This window comes from Microbacterium maritypicum (genome assembly GCF_041529975.1).
GTDB lineage: Bacteria > Actinomycetota > Actinomycetes > Actinomycetales > Microbacteriaceae > Microbacterium.
In genome coordinates this window covers 311,266-324,700 of sequence record NZ_CP168030.1, presented here as the reverse complement: position 1 = coordinate 324,700, position 13,435 = coordinate 311,266, and the positions used below count along the sequence as shown (strand labels likewise).

Sequence of the window (13,435 nt, the reverse complement as noted above, 5' to 3'; positions counted from 1 at the left end):
CTCTCAGCGCAGCACGGAGTCCAGCAGCCCGGGGAAGAGCGCGTCGAGGTCGTCGCGGCGCAGCGTCAGCATCCGTCGGCGGCCGTTGGGCTCGTTGCGGATGATGCCGGCTTCGCGCAGCACCTTCATGAAGTGCGACTTGGTCGACTTCGGGAGGTTCGGGTCGGTGGAGTGGCAGGCGGCCATGTCGAGGGGACCGTCGGCGAGCTGGCGCGTGATGGCGAGGCGCTCGGGGTCGCTGAGCGCGAAGAGCACGTCGGTGAGTTGGATCTCGGAGCGCTCCGGGTGCGGAAGATCGCCAGGCATGGTTCGAGAATAGTTGAACAATCGACGGATGGCGAGTACGCTCCGATAGTTCGATGATTCTCGAACCATAAGAGGAGTCGCCATGACCAGCACCGAGCCGATCGTCCGCCCGTCGGTCGCTGAGCGAGCGAAGCGAGACGAAGCGCCCGGGGCCGTCCCCCGCGCACGGTTCGGGTTCGGGCTCGCGATCGTGGCGCAGATCCTGATGATGGTCGGGGCGAGTGCGCCGTCGCCGTTCTACCCGGTGCTCGCGCAGGACATCGGGTTCGAGGCGATCGTGATCAGCGCCGTGTTCGCGGTGTACGCGGTGGCGCTGCTGCTGACCCTCCTCACCGCCGGGTCGCTCTCGGACCACGTCGGCCGTCGACCCGTCGCGATCGCGGGGTTCCTGCTGTTGGCGGGGAGCATGTTCCTGTTCTGGCACGCGGATGCCGTCGCGACGCTGTTCTTCGCGCGCATCCTGCAGGGCGTTGCGAGCGGTCTGTTGATCTCGGCGCTGTCGGCGACGGTGCTCGACTTCGCACCGGGTGGGCGCGCGGGGGTCGCGGCGCTGTGGAACGCGCTGAGCCCGGGGATCGGACTCGCACTCGGAGCACTCGTATCGGCCGTGGTGCTCGACGTCAGCGGGGAGGCACTGCTCGACGTGTTCGCGCCGCTGAGCTCGGCGTATATCCTGCTCGCGGCGCTGTTCTTCCTCGTGCCCGAGACGGCTCCGCGCAAGCCGGGGGTGTGGGCGTCGCTGAGCTTCCGGCTGTCGATCCCGCCGGCGATCCGCGCGGACTTCTGGCGCGGGGCTCCGGCCGTGATCGCCGGCTGGGCGACGGGTGGACTGTTCCTGTCACTGGGCGCGAACATCGTGCGGGGCGAGCTCGGCGGCGAGGCGCATGTGTGGCAGGGGCTCGGGGTCGTGCTGCTCGCCGGGGTCGGCGCCGTGACGGCGTTCGTGCTGCGGAAGATCGCGGCGCGGTCGATGGTGCTGTTCGGCACGTCGGCGCTCGCGGTCGGGACTCTGCTGTCACTGATCGCGCTGGGCGTCGGGTCGCTGCCGTTCTACCTCGTCGCGGCCGCGGTCACCGGAATGGGCTTCGGCACCGCGTTCTCGGGAGTGGTCGCCTCGCTCGCCCCGCGGATCCCGGCGACGCAGCGCGCCGACACCTTCGCCGTGATCTACCTGCTGGCGTACCTGGCGTTCGGGGTGCCGGCCGTGATCGCCGGAGCGCTGGTCGGTGTGGTCGGGCTTGAGGCCGTGTGCGTCGGATACGGGGTCGTGGTGATCGCGCTGGCGGGGGTCGCGTTCCGGCTGCGGGTGCGGGCGGGGCGGTAGGTGAGATGGCGGTCAACCCGAGGTGATCGATTGGCTCCCGTCACCGGGCGTTGAGCTCCGCTTCATACTCGGCAGCGGATTCAAGAATCTCCCACTCCTCGACGAAGCTGTCCCACTCACGCAGGTACGGGCGGTCGACTGCAGAACCGTTTCGGCAGAGGACGTCGTCGTGCCAGTCATCGTTATAGGTGACCGAGATCGTGCAGGACCAAGCGTCCAGCCCTAGCTCTTCTCGAACCTGCTCATAGGACTCCTCAGCAGCCTGGTCTACCTCTGACTGGCTGGGCTCTTCCGAGCCTCCGTAGCGCTGGTCTTCGACGAGCTGTTCGTAGCCTGGCTGGGCGTCCTCCTCGAATCCCCCGAAACGTGGATTCCCATCCGCCGAGCAGCCCACCATCACCAGCGACGCCCCGAGCATCGCGAACACCGCAAACAACTTCTTCGAAATCGACATGGAACTCCCCAGCCCAGTGCGCGTACCCCTAACGCTGACAGTAGCGGGTGCCGTCCTATCGGGATAGCGTATTCGCACGATCAACCCGGGTTGATCGCTCTCCCGCTATGCGCGGGCGAGCAGTCCCTCGGTGTCGCGAACCCACGCGACGTTCGAACTGTCGCGGAACGACATCCCGACGACGCGGCGCTTCCTCGACTTCGTCACCGGGCGGATCTCCTCGTCGAACGAGCGCAATCGTGAGGCGAACGTCCAGCCATAGGCCTGCGGACTCTCCTCGAGGTAGTAGGCACCGGGCGGCAGAATCGTGAGCCGCACCGGAGTCCGCTCCCCCTCGTCGGCGCCCGTCACCCGGACGACCACGTCGTAAATCGCCTGCTCGGAGGAGTTCACGATGACGACCCCGTAGAACTCTCGTTTACTGATCCGGGTCGCCACCCATGCGAACACCTTGCTCGCCTGCGATTGCACCTCGCGCGCTGCCGCGGCGGCGTCCCGCTTCGCTTCGATGCCGAACAGACGGGCTGCATTCTTCGCGCCGAAGACGGCGGCGATGAGGGCTCCGATGGCGGTGAGTGCGGTGACGACGTCTGCGACGGATCCGAGCTGCATGCCGTCACTGTATGGACAGCTTCCGGCGACGGAACGGAGACGGGCGGATGCCTCTCCAGGGAATACCGGTGTACTCGTCCGGCCGTCGGGTGGACAGGCCACGAGGTGCTGGATGCCGCCGTCAGGGCCCTGTCATCGGGTTGGTCGAGATGTCGATGACCCCGAGCGGGAACGGACTGAAGTAAGACCACGAGTCGGAGGAGAACTGCTCGAGCGGGGTCAGCTGGAACCACACGTGCGACACGACGAGCGCGATGGCGACGAGCAGTCCGGCTCCTTGGATCGCGCGTTCCATCGTCCGCAAGGCCGCGCGCGCGTCGACTGCCTTGGTGACGCGGCCGAGCGCGATCAGGACGATCAGTGCGATGCCGACGTAGACGAACACGCTGGGGTGGAGCGACAACGTGACGCAGAGCGGAGCCTGGTCGACCGACCGGCCGTCGGCGTCGATGAACCCACCGTTGGCGTCGATGCCGCCCGGGCAGATGCCCTTGCTGCCGCTCATGAAGACCGAGTACACGACTCCGGCGACGACGGTCCAGATGAGCATCTTGCGGATGCCCGCGATCACCACGGCGCCGGGCAGCCCGGTGACGGCGGTGTCGGCCTGCGGGGCCGGGGGCGGTGTGAGTGACACGGAGGACTCCTTCGAGGTCGGTCCTCTTCATCATGTCGGAGGAGTCCGCGGGAAGGAAGGGCGGCGATCGACAGGCGACTAGCGCTGGCGCTGGCGCTGGCGCTGGCGCTGGCGCTGGCGACAGCGTGCGCAGAGAAGATGGCCGCCAGTCCCAGTCAGCCGGTTGTGAGCCGGGATCTGCCTACCGCTCACGCAGTCGCCGCAGGTGTCATGGACTTCCGGGGCGTTCCGGTTGCACGAGCGATAGGCCGCGCGGCTCGGGCTCCTCAACGAGGAGAGGTCAGTTTGTGCAGCCGATTGTCGCTCACCGCAGTCCGAGACCGCTTGCCGAGCTGGGCCGCAGACCGAGTCAGTTCGATGACTTATTAGGCATCAGATAATGGGGGCCAATCAACCCAATGTGTACTTTCTTGGTCGCCCCATTTGTGTCGTCGTAGAAGTACACGCGAGGCGCCAGATTTCCTCCGCCTTCGGAGATCTTCAGATGTGCGAGCATCGTGATCTCGCCCGAATCGCGCACCGCCTTGTCAACTTTCAGCACCCGGGCCCTACTCAGCTTTTCGCTGTTCTGAACGGTCTCACTCTCTGTCATCGACAGCTTCTTGGAAGTGGCGGGCCATCCAAGGAGCGGTCCTGATGCACACCACTCCCAAAACCCGCCTTTGTCCCATCCGTTCGCCCGCTCCTCGGCATACGCAGCAAGCGCTCGGAGCCCCCGCCAAGTCTTGTTCCCCCAGTTGTAGGCCTCGGGGGCGGTGTCGATGTCCTCAAGTGCCCGAATCGCTGAGTCTGGGATGGTCAGCCAATCACTCAAGTACATTTGACCTGCTAAAGCTGCTTCCGAAACGTACTGCACCTCGTCGGGCACGGACGCTGCGGCCTCATGCTGTGTTCCCCACAACAGATCCGTCAAACCATTGGAAATCAGAACTTCCTTGAGCCGCGCGAGATGACCGATCGCGTTTGCAAGTTCTCTTTCTAGCGCGCTCTGCTCGTCCCGGGCGAGTTCAAGATCGAACTCCCAGTGTTCTCGGGCGTCCAACAACTCCTTCGCGAGGATCATTCCATCCTGCACCTCAGTCGTCTGACCGGATTGCTCACCGAAGACACTGAAGACGTCTGGGATGCGACGGCGGGTGGAGAGTTGTGCGACTGAGAAGACGATTCGGTTGACGGTGGACGCGAAGTGTTCCTCGAGGCGGGACCGCAGATAGAACCTGTGTCTCCAACCGTCCGAGTCCCGCACAACCACGCCCGGTGCATAGATTCTGACTCCCCCGTCCCAGATTGCGAGGGATCCAAGCTCGCTTCTAAAAGCCGCGCAAGCGTCCTGGTCAAGCGTAATCAAGACTGCGACACCTTCAACGCGAGCCGCGATCATGCCGGCAGCGCGCGACCACATATCGTCGTGAGTGCCGCTGGGCTCAGCGCAGACGATGATCGGCAGAGTGCGCGCTGAGTCCGCGAGCATATCGGTCAGGATTGAGACGCCGTTGGCTGGCAGGGCCAGCGGGCCGCTCACAACACCGCTGCCTCCGAGGCGAGGTTTCTCCGCGGTGGCAAGCAGCTCGTGCACGATCTTGGGGCGCCCTACGGACACTCGACGCGCGAGATCATCAGACGACATGCTGAGCTCGACGAGCGTGTGAACTTCGGAGCCGTCGATGATGACTCGGATAGTGGTAACCCAATCCGTTGGGTCTCCGGAGACACGGTCGGTTACGACCACCTCGAACCCCGAGGCACCTAGCGAGCGAAGAACTACCTCTCGATGCCGCCCCTGCGAGACGTCGAACTCGCTCAAGCCCTCGGCCAGGGCGGGCGGCTCCGTCGACTCCTGCGTCCATCGAGCGACGCACTCTGCGATCCCGCTGAGCATCGCCTCTTGATCCGAGGGTGAATCAGACCAGACTGCGCGATACAGAATGCTCATGCAACGACTCCCTACTCCAGAGGTACCCGCCGTCGGTCGTCATCCTTGGGCCGATTCGATGACCTTATCGAACCGCAACGACATCCGCTCTACGCTGGAACGTCTGCCTCATCTCGAGGCGCCTTCCCCTGGAGCATCCATGTCTGCAACGACGATCGACGATCGTGCCCGGTACCGGGCGAATCCCACGGTGCTTCAGGCGCTGAAGAATCCGCGGATGCTGACCCGCGAGGTGCTGGCCGGGCTCGTCGTGGGGCTCGCGCTGATCCCCGAGGCGATCGCGTTCTCGGTGATCGCGGGCGTCGACCCGAAGGTGGGGCTGTTCTCGTCGTTCATCATGGCGGTGTCGATCGCGTTCCTCGGCGGGCGACCGGCGATGGTCACCGCAGCGACCGGGGCCGTGGCACTCGTGATCGCACCCGTCGCGCCGACGTATGGGCTCGACTATTTCATCGCGACGGTCATCCTCGCTGGCATCTTCCAGGTGATCCTCGGGGTGATCGGCGTCGCGAAGCTGATGCGGTTCATCCCCCGCAGCGTCATGGTCGGGTTCGTGAACGCGCTGGCGATCTTCGTGTTCAGCTCGCAGTTCCCGCAGCTGATCGACGTGCCGTGGCTGGTGTATCCGCTGGTCGCGCTCGGGATCGTCGTGATGATCCTGATGCCGAAGATCACCAAGATCGTGCCGGCGCCGCTCGTGTCGGTCGTCATCGTGACGGGTGTCGTGCTCGCATTCGGCATCACCGTGCCCACGGTCGGCGACCAGGGCGAGCTGCCGAAGAGCCTGCCGGAGCTGTTCATCCCGAACGTTCCGCTCACTTGGGAGACGTTCACGATCATCGCTCCGTTCGCGCTCGGGGTCGCGCTGGTCGGACTGATGGAGTCGCTGCTCACCGCGAAGCTCGTCGACGAGATCACCGACACCCACTCGCGCAAGAGTCGTGAGGCGTGGGGGCAGGGCGTCTCGAACGTGCTGTCGGGGATCTTCGGCGGCATGGGCGGCTGCGCCGTGATCGGTCAGACCATGATCAACGTGAAGGCCTCCGGCGCGCGGACCCGCATCTCGACGTTCTGCGCCGGGATCTTCCTGTTCCTGCTGGTGGTCGTGTTCGGCGACTTCGTCGGGACGATCCCGATGGCAGCCCTCGTGGCCGTGATGATCATGGTCGCGATCGGGGCGTTCGACTGGCACAGCGTGCGTCCGTCGACGTTGAAGCGGATGCCGAAGAGCGAGACGTTCGTGATGGTGGCGACGGTTGTGTTGGTGTTGCTCACCCACAACCTGGCGGTCGGGGTCGTCGGTGGGGTGCTGGTCGCGTCGGTGCTGTTCGTACGGCGGGTGGCGCACTTCGTGTCGGTGACTCGGGTTCTCGGTGAGGCGGGCGACGTGGTGACGTACGTCGTGGAGGGGGAGCTGTTCTTCGCGTCGAGCAATGACCTGACGACGTTGTTCTCGTACTCGGACGATCCATCTCGGGTCGTTGTGGATCTGTCGGGGTCGCATATCTGGGATGCATCGACCGTTGCCGCGTTGGATGCGATCGAGACGAAGTATCAGGCGTTGGGGAAGACGGTGGAGATCGTCGGGATGAATGAGAGCAGCTCGCGGATGCGCGGGCGGTTGACGGGTGGGTTTGAGTAGGTAGGACTCGACCAGAAGATTCCCATTCGGACGGCGCCAAACACTGCGTTACTCTCGCCGCCACCCTCCACGATGGATCGCGCCAGCCGTGTTTTCCGATATCACCGGTCTGACCCGCACGATCGTCCGCGGGTAGGCGGGGACGCATGGCTCTTTGGTAGTGGTGAATCCCTGCTCAATCCGCCGCCGGCACCACGCTTGTAAAGCGCCTCATCCTTCTCGCGCTGACGAGGGTGGCGACCCGGAAGCCCTATGGTTCGCTGGTTCGCGGGTGAGTGCACGGCTCGGCGTGCGCGAAGGGTTGCTCCATGTCCGTGATGGGGTCTTGGACGACAACGTGCCGCGACGGGACGGGACGAGCATCCCTCGCAGGGGCAGGGCACTCCTCGACGAGGACCTCCACGCGCCGCCGCAGCGACCCGAACAAGATCACGAGCCACGCGCCGCTGACGGGGCCCTTGGTGAGGTGAGGACGTGAACGGGTGCCCGGATGTGCGACGTCACTCCCAGGATCGAAACCAGAGGTCGCCCTCTGCAGGTCTGTGGCGGCATCCGGGTCCCGTCGGAGACGTCGAGAAGTGGCGTGAGCGGCGGCTGGAGCCCGGCAGTGGCTCAGACGATGATCTGATCGTGTGGCCGTTCGACGACGAGGGGCAGGGCGTTCGGGGTACGCACGACATCGCGATCGTGACCGTTTCGCACCAGTCGCTGCGCTATTGCGATCACGTGTGCGGACCCATGCCTCAGGATCGGCGAAAAACTGTCGGCTGACCTCGTCCGTCGAGCGCAGCTCGCACACCAGCGACCGCCCGTCGGGCGCACTCTCACTTAGTTAACCCGCTTTATCGACAGAAGTTCGTCACCGTCTTTCTGCGGGAGTTGGCGAAGGTACCCGTGATCTTCGAGGCGCCGCAGGAACCTACGGTGAGTCTTGTCATTCGGGAACTTCGGCGAAGTTAGGTCAAGGTCGAAGATCGCTGCGTACGGATCCCCCAGTTCATCGAGAATGTACATAGCTATCTCCCAGCTGTCCTCGTTGACGTCAAGGAGCATGATTCTGAGGATGCGCACAGGTTCCGTCGTGTGGCGAGCCAGGGTGACGATGTCAGAGCCGAGAACGCGGGACCCATGTCTATCCGCGAAGGTGACGAGCGCGTCAGCGGCTGCAGCCGCGTCCCCTCCGGCGGGGTCCACCAGTACCTCCACGTGCTGCAGCGCCTCCCTCTTGGTGCCAGGGGGGATAGCCGCGTTTGCGAGGAAAGCCGGGACGTCGTTGGTGGCGACGAGTGGAACGGCGAGTTCCCAGGCGTCCTCAGGGAACTGCTCGAGGAAGGCCTCTCGCAGCTCCCAGGGACTTGATGGCTTGACGATGCTCAGGAGCTCATTCGCGCTAACGTGCATCGCGCGGGTAAGAGCGGCTGCCAGAGGCGCTGGGGCTCTGGCGATCACGGAAATGTCCAGTGGCTCCTCGAGCTGGAAAGAACCGATGATCTCGACAACGATCTCGGACGGAAGCTCCTGGGGGCGTGCGATTGCGAGCTCCACGATCCGGTTCGCCAACCAGGAGCTTTCCTTGGCCGTCGCCTCGGCGGAGTCCACCCGCCGCGTGTGGGCGAGAAGGACCGCTGCGCTCACGGGAAGGCCTTCGACGCCCGCTACATCCGTGAAGTTGCGCACCGACGGCGCTGCTCGGAACGATCTGAAGAGCGCGTCGACTACCGGCGGCGCCATGTCACTAACGTCATCAACGGCGACGTCCGGCGAGGCAAGCTCGGCCACTGCACAAAGACGGGCACGAGCGTTCTCGTCGTCGGGCATGTGGTCGGCGAGGTTGTTGAGCACATCGAGTAGACCTGCGGCGGACCTGATGACTAGGTCACCCTGAGAGTCGTCAAGAGCCAGGTACTCGTCAAGTCGCTTGGCCACTGCCTCATAGAGCGGCGGATTAGCGTGGATCAATCGATCCAGCGCTAGAGACCCCAAAGGTGTCACATAGTTAAGGACCAGCAAGTTGTTCAACGTGAGCGCGAAACCGTTGAGCTGCAAGACCACGTCCCGTGCATCCATCGACAGCCGTTCAACATCTCGGATTGTGACACCCAGCCGCACAAGAGCCGCGACTGCGTTCGCGCTGTTACCGCCCTTCGTTCGCAAGACAACGAGGTCTTCTTGCTCGTCAGCTGCGTAGCGTCGGGCCGCGACCCAATCAGGGGTGAAGAGGGTCGAGATACGCACGACGCCAAGCGCCTGCCCGAAGAGCTCTAGGCGTCGTTGCGACTCCAGCCTTTCGGACCGCGCCAGGTAGTCGAGGATCGCCCCGGAGCTCCGAGCCATCGCGAGAACCAACTCCTGAGACGCGATCTCGGCGCTGGCGCTCTCGGCCTCGTTCGCGAAGAACTCGTCGAGGAAGGATTCGTCGTCCTCAGTCATCTGCGCGAGCTGCCTGATGATTCGTTCCGCCGAGCTCAGCTGATGAACGAGGAGGTGCTCGAGAACGGCAACGTTCACCATCCCCCGGCGAGAGAGGATGTCCTCCGTGTATTCGTCGAGAATCTGCTCGATGTCGGCGCCTGAGATCGGCGCGCGGACCGTGCGCACCGGGTTCTCCAGTACGCCGTTCACGAAGCTCCGAGCAGTGACGCTGATGTGTTGACCAGCGTACTCAGTGATGAGCAATGCGAAATCGCGAGTAAGCACGTTGCGCGAGATTAATGCGGGCACGAGCCCTTCACCGAAGCGTTCCCGCACGTACCCGGCGAAGTTGTAGGCATCGAATGATACGAAGCGGTTGTCTGCGTCCTCGGCCGCTGCGTAGGCGTACTGAGGCATGTCGTAGAGCGACTTCCAGGTGGCATGTGCGAGCGCAGTCTGCTCTTCCTGAAGCTGGTGTCGCTCGAGCTCGGTGATGTCAAAGCTCGTCTGCCGAGCGAAGTCGAGGGATAGCCCCCCAAGGGCTTCGAGATCGCGGATGGCCATCATCTGGCGGCTCCCGCTAGAACCGACCTTCAAGGTCTCGCTGGCGATGTCGCGGAGCACATCGAGCGACGTCAATTGCTCCTCTGTGAGGTAGACACCCGTGTCGTAGTTGCTGAGCGAGATACCCAATACCTCGGAGCGCGCGGCGACGGCCTGCCCGAAGCGAACCGCATGATCCTGAAGGCGCTCCGCCGAAGGGACCTCTAATCGCGAGGTGACGGTCGCGAGATGCTGCGCGCTCAGGCGCGCAGCGAAATCACGCGCCAGGTCGAGCTTGCTGGTACCCAGCCGAATCATCTCGAAGTCCGCGGGGTCGGAGTTCTTGTAGGCGATGAGGGCAAACAAACGGTCCGGATCGAGCTGATCAAGAGACCGTCCGGGGCGGAGCAGCCTTTCTCGATAGATCTGGAACTCGTTGCGGATGTTGCGCAGCTGTCGCAGGTCCGGGAAGTGTTGCGCTACCGCCTGTCGTAGTTCTGAATTCACGCCATGCTCGCCCAGGCTTGAAAACTCATCCGTGAGAGCTTCGCGTGCATTGCTCGGGGTCACGAACGGGACAACCGGAACGATGAGATCGAAGAACTTGGTACGAACAAACTGGTCCGTATCTGCACCAACCTGGGCACTACCATCCGGCACCGGAATCAGTGAGTCGCGCACCGCGTAGACAAACACGATGGGACCGTCAACCACTTCTCGGTGCCGACCCTGATCCGCGGGTCTGGACGCTCGCCAGCGGTCCAGAGGAGAGAAGACTAAACGCGGCTTCAACTGAGCCGCGTTGTTGAGCAGGAGGTTAAGCGCGCGTAGGCTCGCGAAGATCTCGGTGCCTCCGAACCGGTCCATGTCCTCGAAGACCACCACTCGCTTCTTCGATAGCTGAAAGAAGTAGACGATCTCGTCGAGGTACTTGTCGAAGTAAGTGACCTCTTCCTTGCTGATAGTGAGGCCCGTAGGGCCGGCCTTGATGTCGCGTATAGACCACTGCCCCGCCGTGAGACGACGGAACATGAATGCCAGCACCGTCACAGCGATGAAGGTCGCTGCGGACATCGCTAGATCAAGCGTCAACTCCCCATCGCCTAGAAGTACGACGGCCACCGCGACGATCGTTTGTACCGCAACCCCGACGGCTCCTACACCGAGCGCCCAGACAGCGGCTCGCAACCATCGGTCCTTCGATGCGCGCGGAAACTTCGAGGCGCGGGCTCGCGCCGGATCCACGACGTACAGCAACTGCTTGACGATCTCTTTTTGGATAGCGCCCTCGTCGGATGCTGTCCCAGATGGCGCACCTGGCAGTGGGGAAAGGGCAACTTCCGCAACCTGCCCTGGAAAGCGGTCAACGACGCTGCGCAGGATGCTTGATTTCCCAGACCCGTACGACCCGGCGAGAGCGACGTTAGATACCTTCCCGCCTCGAATCGCCTGCTCCAACGCGTCCGCGTAGGTGCCGTGCCGCCCCGCAATGTAGTCAGGCGTCAGTGGGATGAGCGAACTCGTGCTCGTGCTCGAACCCGTGCTCGGCGTTCCGATGCGGTCCATTCGCTCTCGCTCTCTACCTCGCGCGACAACGCGAATCGTTGGATGAACCCTCTATTCATACCGAAATCACGGCTCCTCTGCGTGCCACACGAGTGACCGGGCGTTCCCGAACGCGACAGCTGGTGCGCAAGCGGCGGCGCGCCGACAGCGTAAGGGGGCGAGACTCGCCCCGCAGAGGACTGGAAACCCGCTCACCCTATGCAATTGGGGATGCGCCGCGCGTCTTCAGATCCGCAAAGGAAGAACTTCGATAAGCGGGCATCTGGCGATACCACGAAGAACCCCAGCTCAGCCACCTGCAAGAGATTAGGCTTTGCGATGTCGACGCCTCGGCCAGTCGACTGCAGCCGCAGTTCGATCAGGACGCGTGCTCATCGAGGTGAAGACGAGCTCGCACAGTTACGCCGTCCCCGCCACGTGCAAGCAAGGGTGGTGCAGCATATCGATATGCTGCGTCGCGTGAGCACTACGACGCCGGCCCGACTCTCGCTCGAACTGAACGTCAACCAGAAGCGCATCCGCGGCTTCCTTCGGGAGCAATACGGCAGGCTGCCCGAAGGTGTCGCCCGGTGGGAGCTCGAGGATAGTCAGGCCGACGCCGTGCGGGCTCGGTTCGCCCGGCAGCTCCGACCCACCGATCCGGCGCTCTGGACTCTCGAGATCGGCGACACCGTGCTGCGACGAGAGATCCACGCCGCCTACGGAGGTCAGGAACAGGGTGGAATCATCACGCCCAGGTCGATTCCCGACATCCTCGTCATCACCAGTCCGGAAAGCGGGGCGCGGCACGGATACGACGCGTTTGAAGGACTGCAGGAGGACGGCTCGTTTCTCTACACGGGCGAAGGCCAGCGCGGCCCTCAAATATTCGCGCGCGGAAACACAGCGCTTCGAGACGCGGCCGAGAATGGGCGTCCTATCCGCCTACTCACGAAGCAAGGCACCTACGTCACCTATGTGGGGGAGTTCACGACAGGCGAGCCAGCGTTCAGCATCGAGACGATCCCGGACTCCGACGGGAATCTTCGCGAAGGAATCATTTTCAAGCTCGTGCCAGTTGACGCCGATGTGGAAGCACTCGATGCGCCATCCGCGCCCCTCGCGGAAAGCGCACAGGCCTCGTCGTGGACACCTCCCGAGTCCTCGTCTTACATCGTCGGAGCGCCACTCATCCCAGGTGAGCGCGTCGTCTCCCGAATCGAGTTCGAGTTGCAGAAGGACTTCGGGCAGTGGATTAAGTCCCGTGGTGAGACTCCTCAGCGCCTTCGCCTGGGCTCCGCAGGCGCCACGATCGAGCCGGATCTCTATGTCTCGGAGTCTGGCTGGATCGTCGAAGCGAAGAAGTCGCCCGCCCGTGAATATGTCCGCACCGCGATTGGGCAGATCCTCGACTACTCGCTACTCGCTCGGGAATCCGGCAGGCCCGCGATTCCCGTCGTCTTGCTTCCCAGTCGACCGATCGCACATCTCGAGGCCTTGTTGTCCGAATTAGGAATCCTCCTGATCGTCCGCGACGACGAGGGGTTCTTGGTCATCGAGTAGGCGATCCGGCCGCAAGTTCCGTGACAGCTGGCAGGTCCGGGGCGGCCCAATCGAGATCCGGCAGATCGCTACGACGAACCCAGCGCAATTCATCATGATCGAGGCTCTGGGTCGGTGGCTCTCCGAGCAACCTGGCGCGAAGACAAATGAGGCGGATGGTGCTTTCGCCGACCACGGTGTCATCCGTTCGAAGCGGGGCGGTGACCTCGATTGAGGTGCTGAGCTCTTCGCGTATCTCTCGCACCAAAGCCTCGCTGTGCGTCTCACCCTTTTCGAGTTTGCCGCCGGGGAACTCCCATCTCCCTCCAGCGGCCTTCTCCGGTCGGCGACGGCACGCAAGGATCTTGCCTTCATGCTCGATTACGGCTGCAACGACCTCGATAACACGGCTCTCGCTCACTATGCCTCCGAGAGCAAGCTAACAGGGAGCGTCCTCGGGGCCCCTACCCCGACCCTGCTAGCGT

Annotated in this window: 10 protein-coding genes; 3 read left to right on the top strand and 7 right to left on the bottom strand. The window is 63.7% G+C overall.

The annotated features are described in order from the left end of the window. Positions 1 to 3 precede the first annotated feature (3 nt). Positions 4 to 306: a helix-turn-helix transcriptional regulator gene (locus ACCO44_RS01550; protein WP_167633722.1), complete on the bottom strand. Its 303-nt coding sequence runs from the start codon at positions 304 to 306 to the stop codon at positions 4 to 6. Positions 307 to 388: 82 nt separating this feature from the next. Here ACCO44_RS01550 and ACCO44_RS01545 point away from each other — a divergent pair, with 82 nt between their 5' ends. Beyond that, positions 389 to 1,630 carry an MFS transporter gene (locus ACCO44_RS01545; protein WP_372467993.1) on the top strand — a complete coding sequence of 414 codons (1,242 nt, stop codon included), beginning with the start codon at positions 389 to 391 and terminating at the stop codon, positions 1,628 to 1,630. A 40-nt stretch (positions 1,631 to 1,670) separates the two neighbouring features. Here ACCO44_RS01545 and ACCO44_RS01540 read toward each other — a convergent pair whose 3' ends face one another. The 4 genes from ACCO44_RS01540 to ACCO44_RS01525 form a co-directional block, all read right to left on the bottom strand. After that, complete coding sequence (locus tag ACCO44_RS01540; protein WP_029263996.1) at positions 1,671 to 2,084, bottom strand: hypothetical protein; 414 nt, start codon at positions 2,082 to 2,084, stop codon at positions 1,671 to 1,673. A 105-nt stretch (positions 2,085 to 2,189) separates the two neighbouring features. After that, positions 2,190 to 2,696 (bottom strand): hypothetical protein, encoded by a 507-nt coding sequence (locus ACCO44_RS01535; RefSeq protein ID WP_372467992.1) that lies wholly within the window; start codon positions 2,694 to 2,696, stop codon positions 2,190 to 2,192. Positions 2,697 to 2,817: 121 nt separating this feature from the next. Beyond that, positions 2,818 to 3,333 carry a hypothetical protein gene (locus tag ACCO44_RS01530; RefSeq protein ID WP_372467991.1) on the bottom strand — a complete coding sequence of 172 codons (516 nt, stop codon included), beginning with the start codon at positions 3,331 to 3,333 and terminating at the stop codon, positions 2,818 to 2,820. 349 nt (positions 3,334 to 3,682) lie between these two features. Continuing rightward, positions 3,683 to 5,266: a hypothetical protein gene (locus ACCO44_RS01525; RefSeq protein ID WP_372467989.1), complete on the bottom strand. Its 1,584-nt coding sequence runs from the start codon at positions 5,264 to 5,266 to the stop codon at positions 3,683 to 3,685. A 139-nt stretch (positions 5,267 to 5,405) separates the two neighbouring features. Between ACCO44_RS01525 and ACCO44_RS01520 the strand changes: the two genes are divergently transcribed. Then, the gene (locus ACCO44_RS01520) at positions 5,406 to 6,908 is read left to right on the top strand and encodes a SulP family inorganic anion transporter (protein WP_372469434.1); all 1,503 of its coding nucleotides are present in this window, start codon (positions 5,406 to 5,408) and stop codon (positions 6,906 to 6,908) included. An 828-nt stretch (positions 6,909 to 7,736) separates the two neighbouring features. On the opposite strand, the gene ACCO44_RS01515 is transcribed toward ACCO44_RS01520, so the two are convergent. Continuing rightward, positions 7,737 to 11,429: a hypothetical protein gene (locus ACCO44_RS01515; protein ID WP_372467988.1), complete on the bottom strand. Its 3,693-nt coding sequence runs from the start codon at positions 11,427 to 11,429 to the stop codon at positions 7,737 to 7,739. Positions 11,430 to 11,888: 459 nt separating this feature from the next. Between ACCO44_RS01515 and ACCO44_RS01510 the strand changes: the two genes are divergently transcribed. Then, entirely contained in the window at positions 11,889 to 12,971 is a 1,083-nt protein-coding gene (locus ACCO44_RS01510; RefSeq protein ID WP_372467986.1) for a hypothetical protein, read from the top strand. Here ACCO44_RS01510 and ACCO44_RS01505 read toward each other — a convergent pair. Continuing rightward, entirely contained in the window at positions 12,961 to 13,371 is a 411-nt protein-coding gene (locus ACCO44_RS01505) for a (deoxy)nucleoside triphosphate pyrophosphohydrolase (RefSeq protein ID WP_372467984.1), read from the bottom strand. The two genes, ACCO44_RS01510 and ACCO44_RS01505, sit on opposite strands and share 11 nt — an antisense overlap. Between the last annotated feature and the right edge of the window lie 64 nt (positions 13,372 to 13,435).

What these genes read in the sequence shown, in the direction of transcription:
- ACCO44_RS01545 (WP_372467993.1), top strand. Translation starts at nt 389, where the DNA reads ATGACCAGCACCGAGCCGATCGTCCGCCCGTCGGTCGCTGAGCGAGCG.
- ACCO44_RS01535 (WP_372467992.1), bottom strand. Translation starts at nt 2,696, where the DNA reads ATGCAGCTCGGATCCGTCGCAGACGTCGTCACCGCACTCACCGCCATC.
- ACCO44_RS01540 (WP_029263996.1), bottom strand. Translation starts at nt 2,084, where the DNA reads ATGTCGATTTCGAAGAAGTTGTTTGCGGTGTTCGCGATGCTCGGGGCG.
- ACCO44_RS01525 (WP_372467989.1), bottom strand. Translation starts at nt 5,266, where the DNA reads ATGAGCATTCTGTATCGCGCAGTCTGGTCTGATTCACCCTCGGATCAA.
- ACCO44_RS01520 (WP_372469434.1), top strand. Translation starts at nt 5,406, where the DNA reads ATGTCTGCAACGACGATCGACGATCGTGCCCGGTACCGGGCGAATCCC.
- ACCO44_RS01550 (WP_167633722.1), bottom strand. Translation starts at nt 306, where the DNA reads ATGCCTGGCGATCTTCCGCACCCGGAGCGCTCCGAGATCCAACTCACC.
- ACCO44_RS01515 (WP_372467988.1), bottom strand. Translation starts at nt 11,429, where the DNA reads ATGGACCGCATCGGAACGCCGAGCACGGGTTCGAGCACGAGCACGAGT.